The sequence below is a fragment of the Streptomyces sp. NPDC052701 genome (assembly GCF_040678355.1).
In the GTDB taxonomy this organism is placed as follows: Bacteria; Actinomycetota; Actinomycetes; order Streptomycetales; family Streptomycetaceae; genus Streptomyces.
Genome location: NZ_JBFATO010000001.1, coordinates 377,283 through 393,656, shown reverse-complemented (window position 1 = coordinate 393,656; position 16,374 = coordinate 377,283). Strand labels below are relative to the sequence as shown.

Here is a 16,374-nt window from a genome sequence, read left to right as displayed (position 1 = left end):
CCATCTCCTCGGTCTCCTCGGTCTCCCCGGTCCCCTCGGCCGGAGCCGGCCGCGCGGGGCGGGGCGGTGATCGCCGGGCGGTTCAGCGCAGTTCCCGGATGCGGACCAGGTTGCCCGCCGGGTCGCGGAAGGCGCAGTCCCGGATGCCGTACGGCTGCTCGACCGGCTCCTGGACGACCTCCGCGTCGGCGGCCTGCACCCGCTCGAACGTGCCGTCCAGGTCCCGGGTGGCCAGCAGGATCCACCCGTAGGTGCCCTTGGCCATCATCTCGGCGACGGTACGGCGCTCCTCCTCGGTGATCCCCGGATCGGCGGCCGGCGGCGCCAGCAGCAGGGAGGTGTCGGGCTGGCCGGCCGGCCCCACCGTGATCCAGCGCATCCGGCCCTGCCCGACGTCACCGCGCACTTCAAAACCCAGCACGTCCCGGTAGAAGGCCAGCGACGCGTCCGGATCGTCGTGCGGGAGAACACTCGTGTGAATGGTCAGATCCATGGCGGTCACGCTAGCCGCGCTCCGTCGCCCGGCGCTTCTCGATTCCTGACCGGTCTGGTGACCTGTTTCGCCACGCACGGCGGCATCCCCGCCGTCGCGTGCGCAGCCCGGCTGCGGTAGACGCTGGGAGGCACACCGATCAGCTCGGTGAAACGGGTGCTGAAGGTGCCCAGCGACGAGCAGCCGACCGCGAAGCAGACCTCGGTGACGCTGAGGTCGCCCCGGCGCAGCAGCGCCGCCGCGCGCTCGATGCGCCGCGTCATCAGGTAGCTGTACGGCGACTCCCCGTAGGCCAGCCGGAACTGACGGCTGAGGTGCCCGGCGGACATGTGCACGGCGCGCGCCAGCGCCTCCACGTCCAGCGGCTGCGCGTACTCGCGGTCGATCCGGTCCCGGACCCGCCGCAGCCGTGCCAGGTCGCGCAGGCGCTGGTCCGCGGCGGGTGTGCTGGTCACGGGGAAATCCTGCCACAGGGCCAGGAGCGGCGGCCGGTGCCGGCCGGGACGGGGCCGCCCGGCCGGGAGGGGGCACGGCGCGGTCTTCCCGGTCCGGGCTCGGCGGCGCCGGTCCCCCGGCGGACGCCCGGGCGGGCGTCCTCGGCGGTCGGCGCCGTTCCCCGCCGGACGGCCTGCGTACTGTCGAGCGGCGGTGGGCACACGTCAGCGATGATTTCGGCTGATTTTCTCTTCGCTCTGCTCGGGGCGGGCGCGCTCGCGGCGGCGGTGGTGCCCCGTCTGGTGGCCGGACGGCCGCTGTCGGTGCCGCTCGTCTTCCTGGCCTGCGGTGGCGCCTTCCAGCTGCTGCCCACACCGGTGCCGAACATCGACCCGGTCGGCGACCGCGTGTGGGTCGAGCACCTCACGGAGATCTGCGTCGTCATCTCGCTGATGGGCGCGGGACTCGCCCTGAACCGGCCGTTCGGCCGTCGCCGGTGGGGTGCCTCCTGGCGGCTGATCGGCATCACCATGCCGCTGACCGTCGCGGTGACGGCCCTCCTCGCCTGGGGGGTGCTGGACTGGCCGCCGGCCGCCGCGCTGCTGCTCGCGGCCGTGCTGGCGCCCACCGACCCGGTCCTCGCCTCGGAGGTCCGGGTCGGGGCGCCGACCGACTCCGAGCACGACGAGGACGAGGTGCGGTTCGCGCTGACCAGCGAGGCCGGGCTCAACGACGGGCTGGCCTTCCCCCTGGTCGCCGCGGCGGTGGCACTGGCCGCGGCGGCGGGCACGGGCCTGTCCGGCAGCTGGATCGGGCACTGGCTGCTGGTCGACCTGCTCTACAAGTGCGCCGTCGGCGTGGCCGGCGGCCTCGCCGTGGGCGCGCTGCTCGGCTGGCTGTTCTTCCGCGCCGGGTGGCAGGCCATGAGGCTGTCCGAACACGGGGAGGGCTTCGTGGCGCTGGGCGCCACGTTCCTCTCCTACGGTCTGACCGAACTCGTCCACGGCTACGGTTTCCTGGCCGTGTTCGTCACCGCCTGCCGGATCCGCGCCGCCGAACGCGCCCACGGCTACCACACGGTGCTGCACGACTTCGTCGAACAGGTGGAGCGGCTCCTCACCGCCGGGTTGCTCTTCCTGCTCGGCGCCTACCTCGCGCAGGGCTCCCTGTCCGCCCTGACCTGGCAGGGGGCGCTCGTCGGCCTGCTCCTGCTGACCGTCATCCGTCCCCTGACCGGCTGGGCCGCCCAGCTCGGCTCGGCGGCCGGCCCCCGCGAACGCCTGGTGACCGCCTTCTTCGGCATCCGCGGCATCGGCTCGCTGTTCTACCTGTCCTACGCGCTCGGCACCGAAGCGTTCCACGTCCCGGCCGAGGAGCTGTGGGCCGTGGTGGCCTTCACCGTCCTCGCCTCCGTCGTCCTGCACGGGGTCACCGCCTCGCCCGTCATCTCCCGCCTGGACCGGCTCCGCAGACTCCGGGCGAAGCACAACCCGCGCACCGGGCCCGAACCGGACGAGGACGACGTCGCGAACGAGCGTCTGTGAGCGACCGGGGACACCGGCCGGGAGCACCGGTCCCGCGCCCGGCGTCGCCGACGCCTCCGCCGGGTGCGGCCCCGACGCCGGCGCCGGCCCGGAAGACGGCCTCCGGCAGGCCGGGCGCGCCGGCCGATCGGGCCCGAGGGGGTGCGGGGTCACGCCGGTCACCGCATCCGGTCGGCGCCCGCCGCATCCGCGGCCCGTCCCGCCGGCGAAGAGAGGATGCGCCCGGGCCCGCCCGGCCGCCCCCGTACCACCACGAACAGGACGGCCCCGTGCCATGACCCGACCCGCCGTCGACCCCGCGGCGCCCTCGCCGGGCCCCCGCCGCACCGCGCCCCTTGCGCCTGACGCGTTCGTACGAAACGCGTGATGGACGTGGCCCGGGAGTCCTCGGCCGAGGCGGGGGTGACGACCGGTCTCCTGGCCCGCAAGCTCGGAATCTCTCCCACGACGCTGCGTTCCTGGGACCGCCGCTACGGGCTGGGCCCGGCGACGCGGACCCGGGGGCGCCACCGGCGCTGGACGCCGGACGATGTCGCGATGGTGCGGGAGATGTGCCGTCTGACGGCGGCGGGCGTCCCGCCGGCCGAGGCCGCCCGGGCCGCGCGGGAGAACGCCGCGGGCCGCGGCCCCGCCGCCGGGGCCGCGCCGGCCGCCCGGCACCACGGTCCGCCGCCCGCCGCGCCCGTCGGGCCGTCACCGGCCCGGGCCTCGCACTCCGGGAGCGGTCTGCCCCTCGGGGACGTCCGGCGGGAGTGCCGGGGCCTGGCTCGCGCGGCGGTGCGGATGGACGCCGTCGCCGTGCAGGAGCTGCTGACCGCCGCCATCACCACGCACGGTCTGACCACCGCCTGGGAGGAGGTGCTGGTGCCCACGCTGCGCGCGGTCGGCCGCAAGTGGGAGTCGGCGGGAGACCGGTACGTGGAGGTCGAGCACCTCCTGTCCTGGCACGTCTCCGCGGCGCTGCGGCACTCCTACGTCGGCTCGGTCCTGCGCGGCCGGACGGCGCACGCCTCCCCCGTCGTGGTGTCCTGTCTGCCCGGCGAGCAGCACACCCTGCCCCTGGAGGCGTTGAGCGCGGTCCTGGCGGACCGCGGCCTGCCCGTCGTCATGCTGGGCGGCGCCGTTCCCGCCGAGGCCCTGATCGCCACGGTGCAGCGCACCGGGCCCGTCGCGGTGGTGCTGTGGTCGCAGACCCGGTCGACCGCCGGGCTGCCCCTGGCCCGTCACGTCGCGGACATCCGGTGGGGCGTCCGCGGTGCCCGCAGGCACAGTCCGGTGCTGCTCGGCGGCCCCGGCTGGGGCGTCCGCACCGAGCCGGGCCTGCTGCGCCCGCGCGGGCTGCGCGAGGCGGCCGGAATGGTGGCGCCCCTGGACCGGGCCCTGGAGGAGCCGGGCGACGCGGACGGGCCGTGATGAGGCGGCGGCGGAGGCGGACGCGCGTCCCCTCGGCCCGGCCGACCGCTCCCCCCCCCCGGCGGCCGACAGCCGGAACCCGACCACGGGCACCCGATGTTCGATACCCTGTATCTGACGATATGACGAACTTTTTGGTTAAAAGTGAAACCGTCTTGGCCTTCCCGGTCGAATGCCTTCCCACAGCTCCACGGAAACGCATGCAGGAGGCAATCGTCATGACGTCACGGACTGCTCTGATCACGGCCGGCGTGGGCGCGGTCACCGCTCTGGCGGTCGCCGGTGCGACCCCGGCTCTCGCCCGGCCCCCGGCCGCGGACTCCGACACGGCCACGGTCAGCGTGCTGCACGCGGTGCCGGGGCTCACGGTCGACGTCTACGCCGACGGCCGGGAACTGGTACCCGACTTCAAGCCGGGCGACCTGACCGATCCCCGGCAGCTGGACGCCGGCTCGTACGACATCCAGGTCTTCGAGGACGGCGAGGGACCCGACGGCGAACCGGCCGTCCAGAAGAAGGTCGAGGTGCCCGCGGGTGCCGACGCCACCGTGGTGGCCCACCTCGACGAGAACGGCACGCCCACGCTGGACGCCTACGTCAACGACCTGTCGAAGCCGGCGGCGGGCAAGGCCCGGCTGACCGTCCGTCACGTCGCCGCGGCGCCCCCGGTCGACGTACGGGCGGGCGGCACCCCGGTGTTCAAGGACCTGACCAACCCCGACGAGGCCAAGGGCGAGGTGACGGCCGGGACCGTGCGGGCCGACGTGGTCCTGGCGGGCACGGACACCGTGGCCGTCGGCCCCGCCGACCTGAACCTCGCCGAGGGCACCCACACGGTCGTGTACGCCTGGGGCAGCGCCCAGGACGAGAACCTCGCGCTGAAGACCCAGACGTTCGACGACCTGCGCTCCTCCCCCACGGGGAGCCCGACGGGCGGCACCGGCACCGGCACCGGCACCGGCACCGGCTAGCGGCCGGCCGACCGCCGGGACCCGTCCCCAGGGGGACGGGTCCCGGCGGGAGACGGGGGACCGGGCCCCTCCGACGTGCGCCGGGGGCGGAGCCCCATGATCCTGGTGCCACGGGTTCCTTCCGACCGAACGGGAACGGGGACGGCTCATGGACAAGGCGCAGTTGATCGAGACGATCGCCGGCGAAGCGGGCGGGGACGGGGAGGGACGGCTCTCGCCGGAAGCCGCCGAGCGGGTACTGGACGCCGTCTTCGGCACCGTGGAACACCCCGGGGCGATCGCCCGGGCGCTGCGCAGCGGCGAGGCGGTCGTCCTGGGCAGCTTCGGAAGCTTCCACACCGCCGACGGCACGGCCTCCTTCCGCCCGGGCAAGGCCCTGACCGAGTTCCTGCGGGACCAGGTCCGGTGATCAGGCGGTACGGCGTGCCCGTACGGCCGCACGGATCCCGGCTGTGGCCGAGCTGACGCTGCGGGCCGTCGGCCGCGCCCGCCCCGACACCGTGTGGTTCCGCTACACCTCCTGTCGCGAGTGGCCCACCTGGTCGCCGCAGATCGTCCGGGTGCGGGCACGGACCGAGCGCATCGCGCCCGGGACGCGGGGCACGATCCGGTCCTTCTTCGGGGTGACCGCCGCGTTCCTCGTCGAGTCGGTCGACGAGGAACGGCGCAGCTGGACGTGGCGGGTGCGGTGGGGACCGCTGCGGATGCGGCTGACCCACGACGTCCTGCCGCACGGGGACGGGACCGAGACCCGGCTCAGGATGCAGGGCCCGGCGCTCGCCCTGGCCGCCTACGCCCCGCTGGCGCGCGTGGCCCTGCACCGGCTCCTCACTCCCTGAGACACCCTCTGAGGCACCTCCTTGAGGCCCTTCCCGGCGGACCGGACGGGCGGCGCGCTCCCGTGGCTCCCACGGTCACCGCCCGCCGGTCGCCGGACAGCCGGTGACCGGACCGGGCCGCGCCGCCCCGCTCCCGGCGACGCCGACGCCGGCTCCGGCTCTAGCTCCGGCTCCGGCTCCGGCCGCGAGTGCGTCCGCCGTGTCCCGGATCGTGGACACCGCGGACCGTGGACACGGCGGACCGTGGACACGGTGGATCGAGGGCCCGGCGCCCCCTCTCCCCCGTCCGGTCCCCCCGTCTCGGCCGCCCCCGCCGCCGCGGGCCGGCGGCTGTGGTGCGCCGCCGCGCGCCTCCCCTCCTTTTGACGGCGACCCGCCCGGACGGGCCCGGGCGGAGGCACCGCCGGCACCGCGCTCTACTCTCTGGTCATGTCCGTCACCGGCACGCCACCGCTGCCGGCGGCACACGCTCGACCCTCACTCCCCCGAACCCTCTGGAGAGCAACCGTGACCGACCTGACGCCCATAGCCGTGCAGCGCGAGATCGCCCGGGACCTGCGGGTGAGCACGTCCTTCGACGTACGGCAGGAGATCGAGCGCCGGGTGGCCTTCCTCGCCGGGCAGCTGACCTCCACGGGGCTGCGCTCGCTGGTGCTGGGCATCAGCGGCGGGGTGGACTCCACGACCGCCGGCCGGCTGTGCCAGCTCGCCGTCGAGCGGGTGCGTGCCGCGGGGCGGGAGGCGACGTTCTTCGCGATGCGGCTGCCCTACGGCGCCCAGGCCGACGAGAAGGACGCGCGGCTGGCGCTGGAGTTCATCCGCCCCGACCGGATTCTGACCGTGGACGTGAAGGCCGCGAGCGACGCCGCGCTGGAGGCGGTGCTGGCGGGCGGCACGGTGTTCCGCGACGCGCACCACCAGGACTTCGTGCACGGCAACATCAAGGCCCGGCAGCGCATGGTCGCGCAGTACGCGGTGGCGGGCGCGCACGACGGTCTGGTGGTGGGCACCGACCACGCCGCCGAGGCGGTCTCCGGCTTCTTCACCAAGTTCGGCGACGGCGCGGCCGACGTGGTGCCGCTCACCGGCCTGACCAAGCGGCGCGTCCGGGCCGTGGCCCGGGAACTGGGCGCGCCGGACGCGCTGGTGCACAAGACCCCGACCGCCGACCTGGAGACCCTCAACCCGGGCAGGCCCGACGAGGAGGCGCTCGGCGTCACCTACGACGAGATCGACGACTTCCTGGAGGGCGAGCCGGTCGACGAGCGGGCCTTCACCGCCATCGTCCAGCGCTACCGGCTCACCGCGCACAAGCGGCAGCTGCCGATCGCCCCCTGAGCCTCCCGGGCGGACCCCGCCCGTCCCCGGGTTCCTCCTCGTCGCCCCGGTCGCCCCGGTCGCCCCGGCGAGGCGTGGCCGGGGCTGCGCGGGAGGGGTGCGCGGTCAGGTGCGCAGCCACACCGCCGTGTCCTGCGGCAGCCGCCCTCCGGCGCCGAGCGGGCCGCTGGCCAGCAGCAGCCGTTCGTACGGGGGAAGGGCGGCGGGACGGCCGGAGAGGTTGACGACGCAGACCAGGCCGTGGGCGCGGGCGAAGGCGAGGACGCCGTCCGCGGCCGGCAGCCAGGTCAGGGGCCCGTCGCCGAAGCCCGGCTCGCGGCGGCGCAGCGTCAGGGCCTCCCGGTACAGGCGGAGCATCGACCCCGGGTCGGTGCTCTGCCGGTCGGCGGCGTAGCCGCTCCAGCCCTCCGGCTGGGGCAGCCAGGGCTCGGTCACCGAACCGAAGCCGCACCACGGGGCGTCGGCGTTCCAGGGCAGGGGGACGCGGCAGCCGTCGCGTCCGGGGTCGGTGCCGCCGGAGCGGAAGTGCATGGGGTCCTGGATGCGGTCGCGGGGCACCTCGGCTTCCGGCAGGCCCAGTTCCTCGCCCTGGTACAGGTAGACCGAGCCGGGCAGGGCGAGGGTGAGCAGGGCGGCGGCGCGGGCCCGGCGGGTGCCCAGTTCCAGGTCGGTGGGGGTGCCGAAGGCCTTGGTGGCGAAGTCGAAGCCGGTGTCCTCGCGACCGTACCGGGTCACGGTGCGGGTCACGTCGTGGTTGCACAGCACCCAGGTGGCCGGGGCTTCGACGGGGGCGTGTTCGGCGAGGGTGTCGTCGATGGCGCGGCGCAGCCGGTCCGCGTCCCAGGGGCAGGTCAGGAAGGTGAAGTTGAACGCCGTGTGCAGTTCGTCGGGGCGGAGGTAGCGGGCGAAGCGCTCGGCGTCCGGCAGCCACACCTCCCCCACGAACACGGCCCCGTACTCGTCGGCGACCGTCCGCCAGGAGCGGTAGATGTCGTGCAGTCCGTCCTGGTCGATGTACGGGTGCGGGCCGGCGCCCTCCTCGAAGTCGGCGAGCTCGGGGTCCTTGACGAGCAGGGCGGCGGAGTCGATCCGCACGCCCGCCACCCCGCGTTCGAACCAGAACCGGAGGATGTCCTCGTGTTCCTGCCGGACGGCCGGGTGCGCCCAGTTCAGGTCGGGCTGCTGGGGGGTGAACAGGTGCAGGTACCACTCGCCGTCGGGCACCCGGGTCCAGGTCTCCCCGGAGAACTGCGACGGCCAGTTGTTGGGAGGGAGTTCGCCGTGCTCGCCGCGGCCGGGGCGGAAGTGGAACAGCTCCCGCTCGGGGCTGCCGGGGCCGGCCGCGAGCGCGGCGCGGAACCAGGGGTGCTGGTCGGAGACGTGGTTGGGGACGATGTCGACGATGACCCGGATGCCGAGCCCGGCGGCCTCCGCGATGAGCTTCTCGGCCTCGGCGAGCGTGCCGAAGGCGGGGTCGACGGTGCGGTAGTCGGCCACGTCGTAGCCGCCGTCGATCATCGGGGAGGCGTACCAGGGGGTGAACCACACGGCGTCGACGCCGAGTTCGGCGAGGTAGGGCAGTCTCGCCCGGGCTCCCGCGAGGTCCCCGGTGCCGTCGCCGTCGCCGTCGGCGAAGCTGCGCGGGTACACCTGGTAGATGACGGCGTCGCGCCACCAGTCGTCGGTGCGGGGTGCGTGAGGGGCTGCCACGTAACGGTCCTTTCGCGGGCAGGGTGGATCCCCCGCCGCCGGTCCGGTCCGGACGCGGGGCGTCGGACGGGCCGGCGGCGAGGGCTTGCGGGGAGGCGGGGCGGGTGGCGGGGCGGGCGGGTGGGCGGGGTGCCCGGTCAGCCCTTGAGGCCGCCGGCGGTGAGGCCGCTCATGATGTTCCGCTGGAAGATCAGGAAGATCACCAGCGTCGGCAGCGAGGCGATCGTCAGCGCCGCGATCAGGACGTTCACGGGGACGCCGTTGGACAGGGAGTAGATGCCGACGTTGAGGGTCTGCTTCGCCGGGTCGGGCAGGGTGAGCATCGGCCAGAGGAAGTCCTTCCAGACCCCGACGACCGCGAAGATCGACACCACGCCGAGGATCGGCCGGGAGACCGGCAGCACGATCGACCACAGAATCCGCAGCGGTGAGGCGCCGTCGATCGCCGCGGCGTCGAGGAGCTCCTTCGGGATGGAGTCGAAGAACCGCTTCAGCAGGAAGATGTTGAAGGCGTTGGTGACGGAGGGCAGCCAGATCGCCCAGGGCGTGTTCAGCAGGTTGCGCTCCACGATCGGCACGTCCAGCACGGTCAGGTACTGGGGTACGAGCAGCACCGTCGCGGGGATCATGAGGGTCGCGAGCATCATGCCGAGGATCGCCCTGCCGAGCACCGGGCGCAGCTTGGACAGCGAGTAGGCGGCGGCGACGTCCAGGACGAGCTGGAAGGCGAGCGCGCCGAGCGCGTAGTACAGGGTGTTGAACAGCAGGGTGGACAGGTCCATGACCTCCCAGGCCCGGGAGTAGTTGCCCGGTGCGAAGGATTCCGGCACCGGTGTCGGGGGCGTCCGGATCACTTCCTGGGCGTCCTTGAAGCCGCTGGAGACCATCCAGTACAGCGGGCCGAGGAACACCAGGGTGAACCCCCCGACGACCACGGCGAGGACGGTCCGGTACAGGGCCTTGCCGCGGGGCCTGGCGAGCTGGGCCGGTGAGATGAGTGTGCGTGTGGACATGCCGGTCTCCCCCGTCTACTCGTGGCCGGCGCGGCTGAGCCTGACGTACGCCGCCGAGAACCCGGCGAGCAGTACGAGCAGGAGCAGGCCGAGCGCCGCCGCGGCGCCGTAGTTGTTGAAGTTGAAGGCGTACTGGTAGATGAGGTACACGACCGTGGTCGTGGACCCCTCCGGGCCGGCGCCGCCGGTGAGCAGGAACGGCTCGACGAAGACCTGCATGGTCGCGATGATCTGCATGAGCAGCATCAGCGACAGGATCAGCCGGGTCTGCGGGACGGTGACGTGCCAGATCTTGCGGAACAGTCCGGCGCCGTCGAGTTCGGCCGCCTCGTACAGCTCGCCGGGGATGCCCTGCAGCGCGGCGAGGTAGATGAGGGTGGCGCCGCCCATGTTCATCCACGTCGAGGCGATGACGATGGAGAGCATCGACAGGTCCGGGTCCTGCAGCCACTGCTGTTCGGGCAGGTGCAGGAAGCGGAACACCTCGTTGAGCAGGCCGTACCCGGGGTCGTAGAGGTATTTGAAGAGCAGGACCGAGGCGACCGGGGGCAGCATCACCGGCAGGTAGACCAGCAGCCGGAGGTATCCCCGGCCGTGGCGGAACTCGTTGATGACGAGCGCGACGACGAACGGCACCGCGAAGCCCAGGAGCAGCGCCAGCACGGTGTACAGGAGCGTGTTGCGCCACGCCTGCCAGAACGCCGGGTCGTCGATGACGGTGGTCAGGTTGTCCAGGCCGACCCAGGTGACCTCCCCTCCCTCGGTCTTCTGGAAGGCGAGGAGGAACTCCCTGATCATCGGATACCAGGAGAACAGCGCGAAGCAGACGACCGCGCCGATGAGGAAGCCGTGTGCGGTGAGGTTGCGCCGCAGGCTCCTGGCGAACCGGCCACCGGGCGGTACGGGACCGGCTTCGCGCGGCGGGGAGGGGCGGACGGGGTCCGCCGTGCTCGGGGTCAGGCTGGGGGCCGACATCGTGGCTCCTTGAACTGGTCTGCCGGGTTGCTGTGCCGCGGGCCCGCGGGTGCTCGCGGTCCGTTCCGTGCGGGCGCGGCGCTCAGGGCGGGGCGGACCGGTGGGCCCGTCCCCGCCCGGGGCCGGTCACCGGTTGGCGAGGACCTGGTCGACCTGTGCCGCGGCCGTGGCGAGCAGCTTGTCGATGTCGGCGTCCTCGTTGGTGAGGAGGGCGGACATCACGTTGTCGAGGACCTTGTAGACCTCCTGGGCCTTCGGCGGCTCGGCCTTGCCCGGCACCGGGTTGTCCATGAACGTCTTGAAGTTGGCGACCGGCATGGTGGCGTGCTTCACGCGGGCCGCGTCGTCCCTCTTCTTCGACTCGCCGAGCCAGAAGTTGGGCTGCGGGACACCGACCGGGAGCTTGTCCGCCTTGGCGCGGGCCCAGTCGAACTGGCCCTTGCCGACGGTGAGGTTCTTGAAGTTCAGCCAGGCGACGGCGGCCTTGATCTTGTCCGGTGAGATGCCCTTCTTGATCATGTAGTTGTTGCCGCCGGCCAGGGTGTTCTTCTCCCCGGGTATCGGGCCCATGCCGAAGTTCTCGTACTCGGCGCCCAGTTGCTGGACCATGTAGGCGATGTCGTCGGGGGCGGCGAGGAACATCCCGAGCTTGTCGGTGGCGATCTGCTTCTGCAGGTCGCCCCACTTGAGCAGTTGGGTCCTGCCCATGCTGTCGTCCTCCCAGCGCATGGCGTGGAGGGTGCGCGCGACCTTCCTGCCGAGCTCGTCGTCGAACGCCGCCTTCCTGCCGCCGGCGTCCACCACGTCGCCGCCGATGCTGTACAGGTGCGCGGTGAAGTGCCAGCCGCCGGTGTTGCCCGCGCTGTACTCGCCGAATCCGGCGATGCCCTTGCCGAGACCGGCGATCTTCTCGGCCGCGGCGCGGACCTCCTCCCAGGTGCGCGGCGGCGCGTCGGGGTCGAGGCCGGCCCGCTCGAAGAGCCTGCGGTTGATGAGCAGGCCCATCGTGTAGTTGCTGGTGGGCAGGCCGTAGAGCCTGCCGTCGTGCTTGAGCGAGGCGAGGACGTTCGGGTCGATGTCCTTCAGCAGCGGCACGGTCCTGTCGTTGACGTAGGCCGTGATGTCCTCGGCGCCGTCGTGGTCGAGCACCTGGGGCAGGTCGGTGAAGTACGTGTAGAAGACGTCGGGTTGCGACTTGGCCTTCAGCATCGCGGTGAACCGCGGCGGCTCCAGGCACTGGCCGGGCGTGGAGCGGCCCTCGACGGTGACGTTCGGGTAGGTCTTGTTGAACTCGGCGACGTCCTCCTTCCACTGCCTGAGTTCGGCCGCCTTCGCCGCGGGGGGCATGCAGTCGATGGTGATGGTCACCTTCGTCGCCCGGTCCAGCGGCGCGGCCGGGTCGGAGGACCCGCCGCCCTCGGAACCGCCGCTGCCGTCGTCGCTGCTGCTCGTGCCGCAGGCGGCGAGCACGGTCAGCGTGAGGGCGGAGGCGAGGGCGACCGCGCCGGTGCGGCGGGTACGGCGGAACCGGGCTCTTCTCATGGGTGGTCCCCTTCGGGCATGAACGTGGAAGTGATCCCACCGCCGGTGCGGTGTGGGGCGCCGCACACTCAACCACCACCAACAAGTCAGCGCAATATATCGCGCTGATTTCGTAATTGTTTGACAGTGCGGAGCGGGCGCCCTGCGTACCACCGCGCAGGGAAGGGACAGGCCGAGAGGACGGACGCACCGGGCCGCGGCAGCGGGTCGGTGAGGGCCGGGGGGCGTTCGGCCGTGGCGGAGGCCGGTGCGGAGGGCGTCGGAAGCCCGGAGGGCCGTCGGTGGGCCGGAGGGAAGTGACGCAAGGCCGGTGCAAGCCGTCGCAAGCGGCTTGCACGGGCCTCCTCGAGCCGGAGGCCCGAGGAGGCCCGGCCGCAGGGACCCGCCGGGGACGGTCGGGCCGTCCCTGGTCCCGGCAGGAGGGATCGGGGCCGGCGAACCGGGTCCGCACCTGCGCGGACGCGGGCGGCCCACCCGGTGGGTGGGCCGCCGTGGCGCGGAGGGCGTCAGCCCGCTCTGTGGACGACGAACGGCGAACCGGGTTCGATCACGACGTCGCCCTCGGCGGAGCCGGAGATCGTCACGTTCGTGAGCGTGGCGCTGCCGCGCGCTCCGCCCTGGGCGAGGATGCCGGAGCCGTTGACGGACCCCTCGATGCGGACGTCCTCGATCTGGGCCCCCGGCACCGCGCCGCCACCGCCCTTGAACTGGATGCCGTCGTAGGTGGAGTCGTGGATGTCGGTGTCCCTGATCGTGACGCCGGGGATGTCGGCCCCGGCGGCGAACAGGGTGATGGCGCCGAACTCCTGCGCCTCCCCCCAGAACGCCCCGCCGGTGCGGTGGAGGGCGTTGTCGGCGATCAGGGTCTGCCCGGAGAAGGGCAGCGGGTCGTGGTCGGTGGCCAGCATGATGCCCGGGTAGTTCATGGTGTCGGAGACGATGTTGCTCTCGACGGTGTTGCCGTACCCGCCGTAGATCGCGATGCCGTTGGCGCGCCAGGGCAGTTGCACCGTGTTGTTGCGGAAGTGGTTGTCGTGGCCGACGTCCACCGAGGGGTCCTTGACGTAGCGGCTCGCCCAGACCGCGAGCGCGTCGTCACCGGTGTTGCGGAACGAGGAGTCGAACACGGTCGAGTTGCGGGTGCCGTTGGCGAAGTTGATGCCGTCGGCGTAGGTGTTGCGGACGCGCATCCCGGTGAACTCCAGGCCGTCGCCGGGGTTCCACAGCTCCGGGATGTTCGAGTGATCGCGCCCGACCCAGACGCCGACGTTGGCGTGCTCGATCCAGACGTTGCTGATCTTCGTGCCCTTGCCGAACCGCCCGTTGAGGCCGACGCCGCCCTCGGCGTTGCCGTCGCCGCCGCGGATGGTGCCGGATCCGAAGATCGCGATGTCGGAGATCCGGGTGTTGTCGTCGATGTCGAAGCCGAAGTTGCCCTCGTGCGGGTGGTTGATGCCGCCCGCCTGGTGCGGCGGGGTCAGGGTGTACAGCTGGGAGTGCCACATGCCCGCGCCGCGGACGGTCACGTCACGGATGCCCACCTGGTTGAACTCGCCCCGGTTCAGCGGATCGTCCGTCAGGATCTTCTGCTCCTGCCGCCACCGGCCCGCGGGGATCCAGACGCACGGGATGTCGCCCTTCTGGTCGGCGGTGACGGCGCGCTGGATCGCGTCCGTGTCGTCGATGCCGTCGTTGGGCACCGCGCCGTACTCGGTGATCGAGACGCACCCGGCCGGCTTGTCCGACGGCGGCGCCACCTGCTCCAGGTCGATCAGGTCGACGATGTGGAAGGCCGCCCTGTCGTCGTCGTCGCGCTGGAGCCTGAACCTCGTACCCGGCGGGTACGTCCGCGGCAGCAGCGCGTGGGACTCGTCGAACAGCCGCCGGGCGTCGGCCTGCGGGGAGTTGGTGAGCCCTTCGGGGCTGTCGGTGTTGCCGTACAGCCAGCTGTGCCTGGAGGACAGCGTCAGCTTCTGGCGGAAGGTGCCGTCGACGTAGAGGCTGAGGGTCGTCTCGATGCCGCCGCCGCCCGGCGCGTCCGGGACGGAGTTGCGCACGACGATGCTGTTGGCGGCGTGGGTGGAGGTGAACTCGACGTGGTCGCCGGTGGAGTCCAGGCGCACGGACCGGCGTCCGGAGGACTCGGTGGCGAAGTTGGTGTGGCCGAAGGTGCGCTTGCGGTCGGCGGTGAGCAGGTCGCCCTGGTAGCGGGCGTCCTCCGCCTCGTACTCGGTGTAGGGCACCGCCGCGCCGCGTCCCACGACGAGGGAGCGCGCGAAGACGTTGTTGTTCTCGTCGGTCTCGGTGACCGTGCCGGTGGCGTCGGCCGTGGCGGTGAGGGTGGCGCCGCCGCCGGTGGCCTTCCAGGTGCCGGGGACGGCGACGGCGGCGCTCCCGCCGGCGGCGAGCGCGCCGGTGGTGCCGTCGAGGGTGGTGTCCCCCACGGCGAGGCGGGTGACCGTCCCCGCGGGGACGCCGGTGGTGCCGCGGTTGTGCACGGTGACCGTGAAGGACACCGGCGCGCCGACGGCGGGAGCGGCCGGGTCGGCGGTGATGGCGGTGACGCGCAGGTCGGGCCCCGGGCTCTGGCGGACGACCAGCTTCGCCGAGGCCGTACGGCTGTTGTTGCTGTCGTCCTGTTCGGTGACGGTGCCGGCCGGGTCGACGACGGCCGAGACGGTGTACGAGCCCGTCGGACGCTTGCCCACGGTGACGGGGACGGTCGCGGACGCTCCGGCCTGCAGGGCGCCGACGGGGGCGGAGCCGGCCACGGTTCCCTCGACGCTGACGTTCACCGTGGTGGCGGGCGCGGCCGCGGTGCCGGCGTTGCGGACCGTGGCGTCGACCGTCACGGTGTCCGTCTCCGACGGGTCGGCCGGTGACCAGGTCAGGCCGGTGACGGTGAGGTCGGGGTTGGGTGCGGCCGTGCCGAGGACCTGGAGTTCGGCGACCTGGGCGCCGGGCGCGCCGGTGTTGGAGAAGAAGGTCAGCCGGATGTCCGCGTAGCGGCCCGTGACGGGGATCCTGACGGTGTTCTGTCCGGCGGACGGGCTGAAGGCGTGGTCGGCGCGCGCCTTGACCGAGGTGAAGCCCGTCGCGGACTGCTCACGGCCGAGCACCTGCAGGGACTGGGTGCGCGGCCCCCACGCCCGGTCGGGGTTCAGCTTCACCACCACGGCCTCGACGTCGGCGTTGGCGCCGAGTCCGACCGTCAGGCTCGCCGGGAATCCCGAGGACTCCCAGTAGGTGCCGACGTCGTCGTCGTTGGCGTTGCCGGCGACGTAGTTCTGCGTCGTCGACGTGGCCTCGATCGGCTTGTTGCGCGCCAGGTCGGCGCCCTCGACGGGCGGGTCGGCCGTGCCGCCCGCGCCGTAGACCTCGAGCCCGGACAACTGGGCCGCGTTCCAGCCGGAGTTGGAGCTCACCTGCACGCGGACGTAGCGGGCCGCGGCCCCGGCGAGACCGATGCTCACGGTGTTCGCCCGGGACGGGGTGAAGCTCAGGTCGGCCGGGGCGGCCAGCGTGCCGAAGGCGTCGCCGTCGGCACTGCCCAGCACGCTCAGCTTCTGCGTGCGCGCCTCCCAGGTGGTGGGCAGCTTCAGCACCACGCGGTCGACGCGGACCCCGGCCCCGAGGTCGACCTGGACCCACTGGGGAAACTGTCCCGCGGGGCCTTCCCAGTACGACTGCTGGCTCCCGTCGGTGACGTTGCCGGCCGGGTAGGCGCTGTGCGCGCCGCCGGCTCTCGCCGGCCGGCCGAGAGCAAGGTCGGGATCCTCCGCCGCGGCGGCGCCCCGGGCGGGTTCTTCCGCCGCGTGCGCGGCGGCGGGCGGCGGCCCGAGGGCGATCAGCCCGGATATCAACATGGCGACCGGCAGCCACCGGCTCCGACGTGTCCCTCTCATGGTGCCCTTTCCACGATCCGGGCACGGCGGGCGCCCCGTCCCCGGTCTTCCGGAGCCCGGCGGCGGACAGGTGGGCGGAGCGTGTCGGCGGCCGGTGCACGGAGCGGACGGGAAGGACACTCGCCGGGAACCCGGCATGACTTCGGCAATGGACGGCGACCCTGTCTGAACTTTTGAGCTATTCAGTCAATCTTTT

General features: G+C 73.0%; 13 protein-coding genes. 6 read left to right on the top strand and 7 right to left on the bottom strand.

Features of this window, described 5'->3' with window-relative positions; translation table 11 throughout:
* Positions 1-82: 82 nt before the first annotated feature.
* The gene (locus AB0L29_RS01610) at positions 83-493 is read right to left on the bottom strand and encodes a VOC family protein (RefSeq protein ID WP_365822164.1); all 411 of its coding nucleotides are present in this window, start codon (positions 491-493) and stop codon (positions 83-85) included.
* Positions 494-498: 5 nt separating this feature from the next.
* Positions 499-948, bottom strand: coding sequence for a helix-turn-helix transcriptional regulator (locus AB0L29_RS01605; protein ID WP_365822162.1), 450 nt, complete (start codon positions 946-948; stop codon positions 499-501).
* 210 nt (positions 949-1,158) lie between these two features.
* On the opposite strand from AB0L29_RS01605, the gene AB0L29_RS01600 reads away from it, so the two are divergent.
* The 6 genes from AB0L29_RS01600 to nadE all read left to right on the top strand — a co-directional run bounded on the left by AB0L29_RS01600 (position 1,159) and on the right by nadE (position 7,033).
* Positions 1,159-2,472 (top strand): cation:proton antiporter, encoded by a 1,314-nt coding sequence (locus AB0L29_RS01600; protein WP_365822160.1) that lies wholly within the window; start codon positions 1,159-1,161, stop codon positions 2,470-2,472.
* 366 nt (positions 2,473-2,838) lie between these two features.
* Positions 2,839-3,885, top strand: a complete 1,047-nt coding sequence (locus AB0L29_RS01595) for a cobalamin B12-binding domain-containing protein (protein WP_365822158.1) — start codon at positions 2,839-2,841, stop codon at positions 3,883-3,885.
* Between the two features lie 218 nt (positions 3,886-4,103).
* Complete coding sequence (locus tag AB0L29_RS01590; RefSeq protein ID WP_365822157.1) at positions 4,104-4,856, top strand: DUF4397 domain-containing protein; 753 nt, start codon at positions 4,104-4,106, stop codon at positions 4,854-4,856.
* A 148-nt stretch (positions 4,857-5,004) separates the two neighbouring features.
* On the top strand, positions 5,005-5,265 hold the full coding sequence (locus AB0L29_RS01585; protein WP_365822155.1) for an HU family DNA-binding protein: 261 nt from the start codon (positions 5,005-5,007) through the stop codon (positions 5,263-5,265).
* 43 nt (positions 5,266-5,308) lie between these two features.
* The gene (locus AB0L29_RS01580) at positions 5,309-5,695 is read left to right on the top strand and encodes an SRPBCC family protein (protein ID WP_365822153.1); all 387 of its coding nucleotides are present in this window, start codon (positions 5,309-5,311) and stop codon (positions 5,693-5,695) included.
* A 507-nt stretch (positions 5,696-6,202) separates the two neighbouring features.
* Entirely contained in the window at positions 6,203-7,033 is an 831-nt protein-coding gene (nadE, locus tag AB0L29_RS01575) for an ammonia-dependent NAD(+) synthetase (protein ID WP_365822151.1), read from the top strand.
* Positions 7,034-7,138: 105 nt separating this feature from the next.
* Here nadE and AB0L29_RS01570 read toward each other — a convergent pair whose 3' ends face one another.
* From AB0L29_RS01570 to AB0L29_RS01550, 5 genes are all read right to left on the bottom strand, one after another.
* Positions 7,139-8,743 (bottom strand): glycoside hydrolase family 13 protein, encoded by a 1,605-nt coding sequence (locus AB0L29_RS01570; protein ID WP_365822149.1) that lies wholly within the window; start codon positions 8,741-8,743, stop codon positions 7,139-7,141.
* 137 nt (positions 8,744-8,880) lie between these two features.
* Entirely contained in the window at positions 8,881-9,756 is an 876-nt protein-coding gene (locus tag AB0L29_RS01565) for a carbohydrate ABC transporter permease (protein WP_365822147.1), read from the bottom strand.
* Positions 9,757-9,771: 15 nt separating this feature from the next.
* Positions 9,772-10,731, bottom strand: coding sequence for a sugar ABC transporter permease (locus AB0L29_RS01560; protein ID WP_365822145.1), 960 nt, complete (start codon positions 10,729-10,731; stop codon positions 9,772-9,774).
* Positions 10,732-10,857: 126 nt separating this feature from the next.
* On the bottom strand, positions 10,858-12,273 hold the full coding sequence (locus AB0L29_RS01555) for an extracellular solute-binding protein (protein WP_365822143.1): 1,416 nt from the start codon (positions 12,271-12,273) through the stop codon (positions 10,858-10,860).
* Between the two features lie 506 nt (positions 12,274-12,779).
* Positions 12,780-16,178 carry a CARDB domain-containing protein gene (locus tag AB0L29_RS01550; RefSeq protein ID WP_365822141.1) on the bottom strand — a complete coding sequence of 1,133 codons (3,399 nt, stop codon included), beginning with the start codon at positions 16,176-16,178 and terminating at the stop codon, positions 12,780-12,782.
* Positions 16,179-16,374 lie beyond the last annotated feature (196 nt).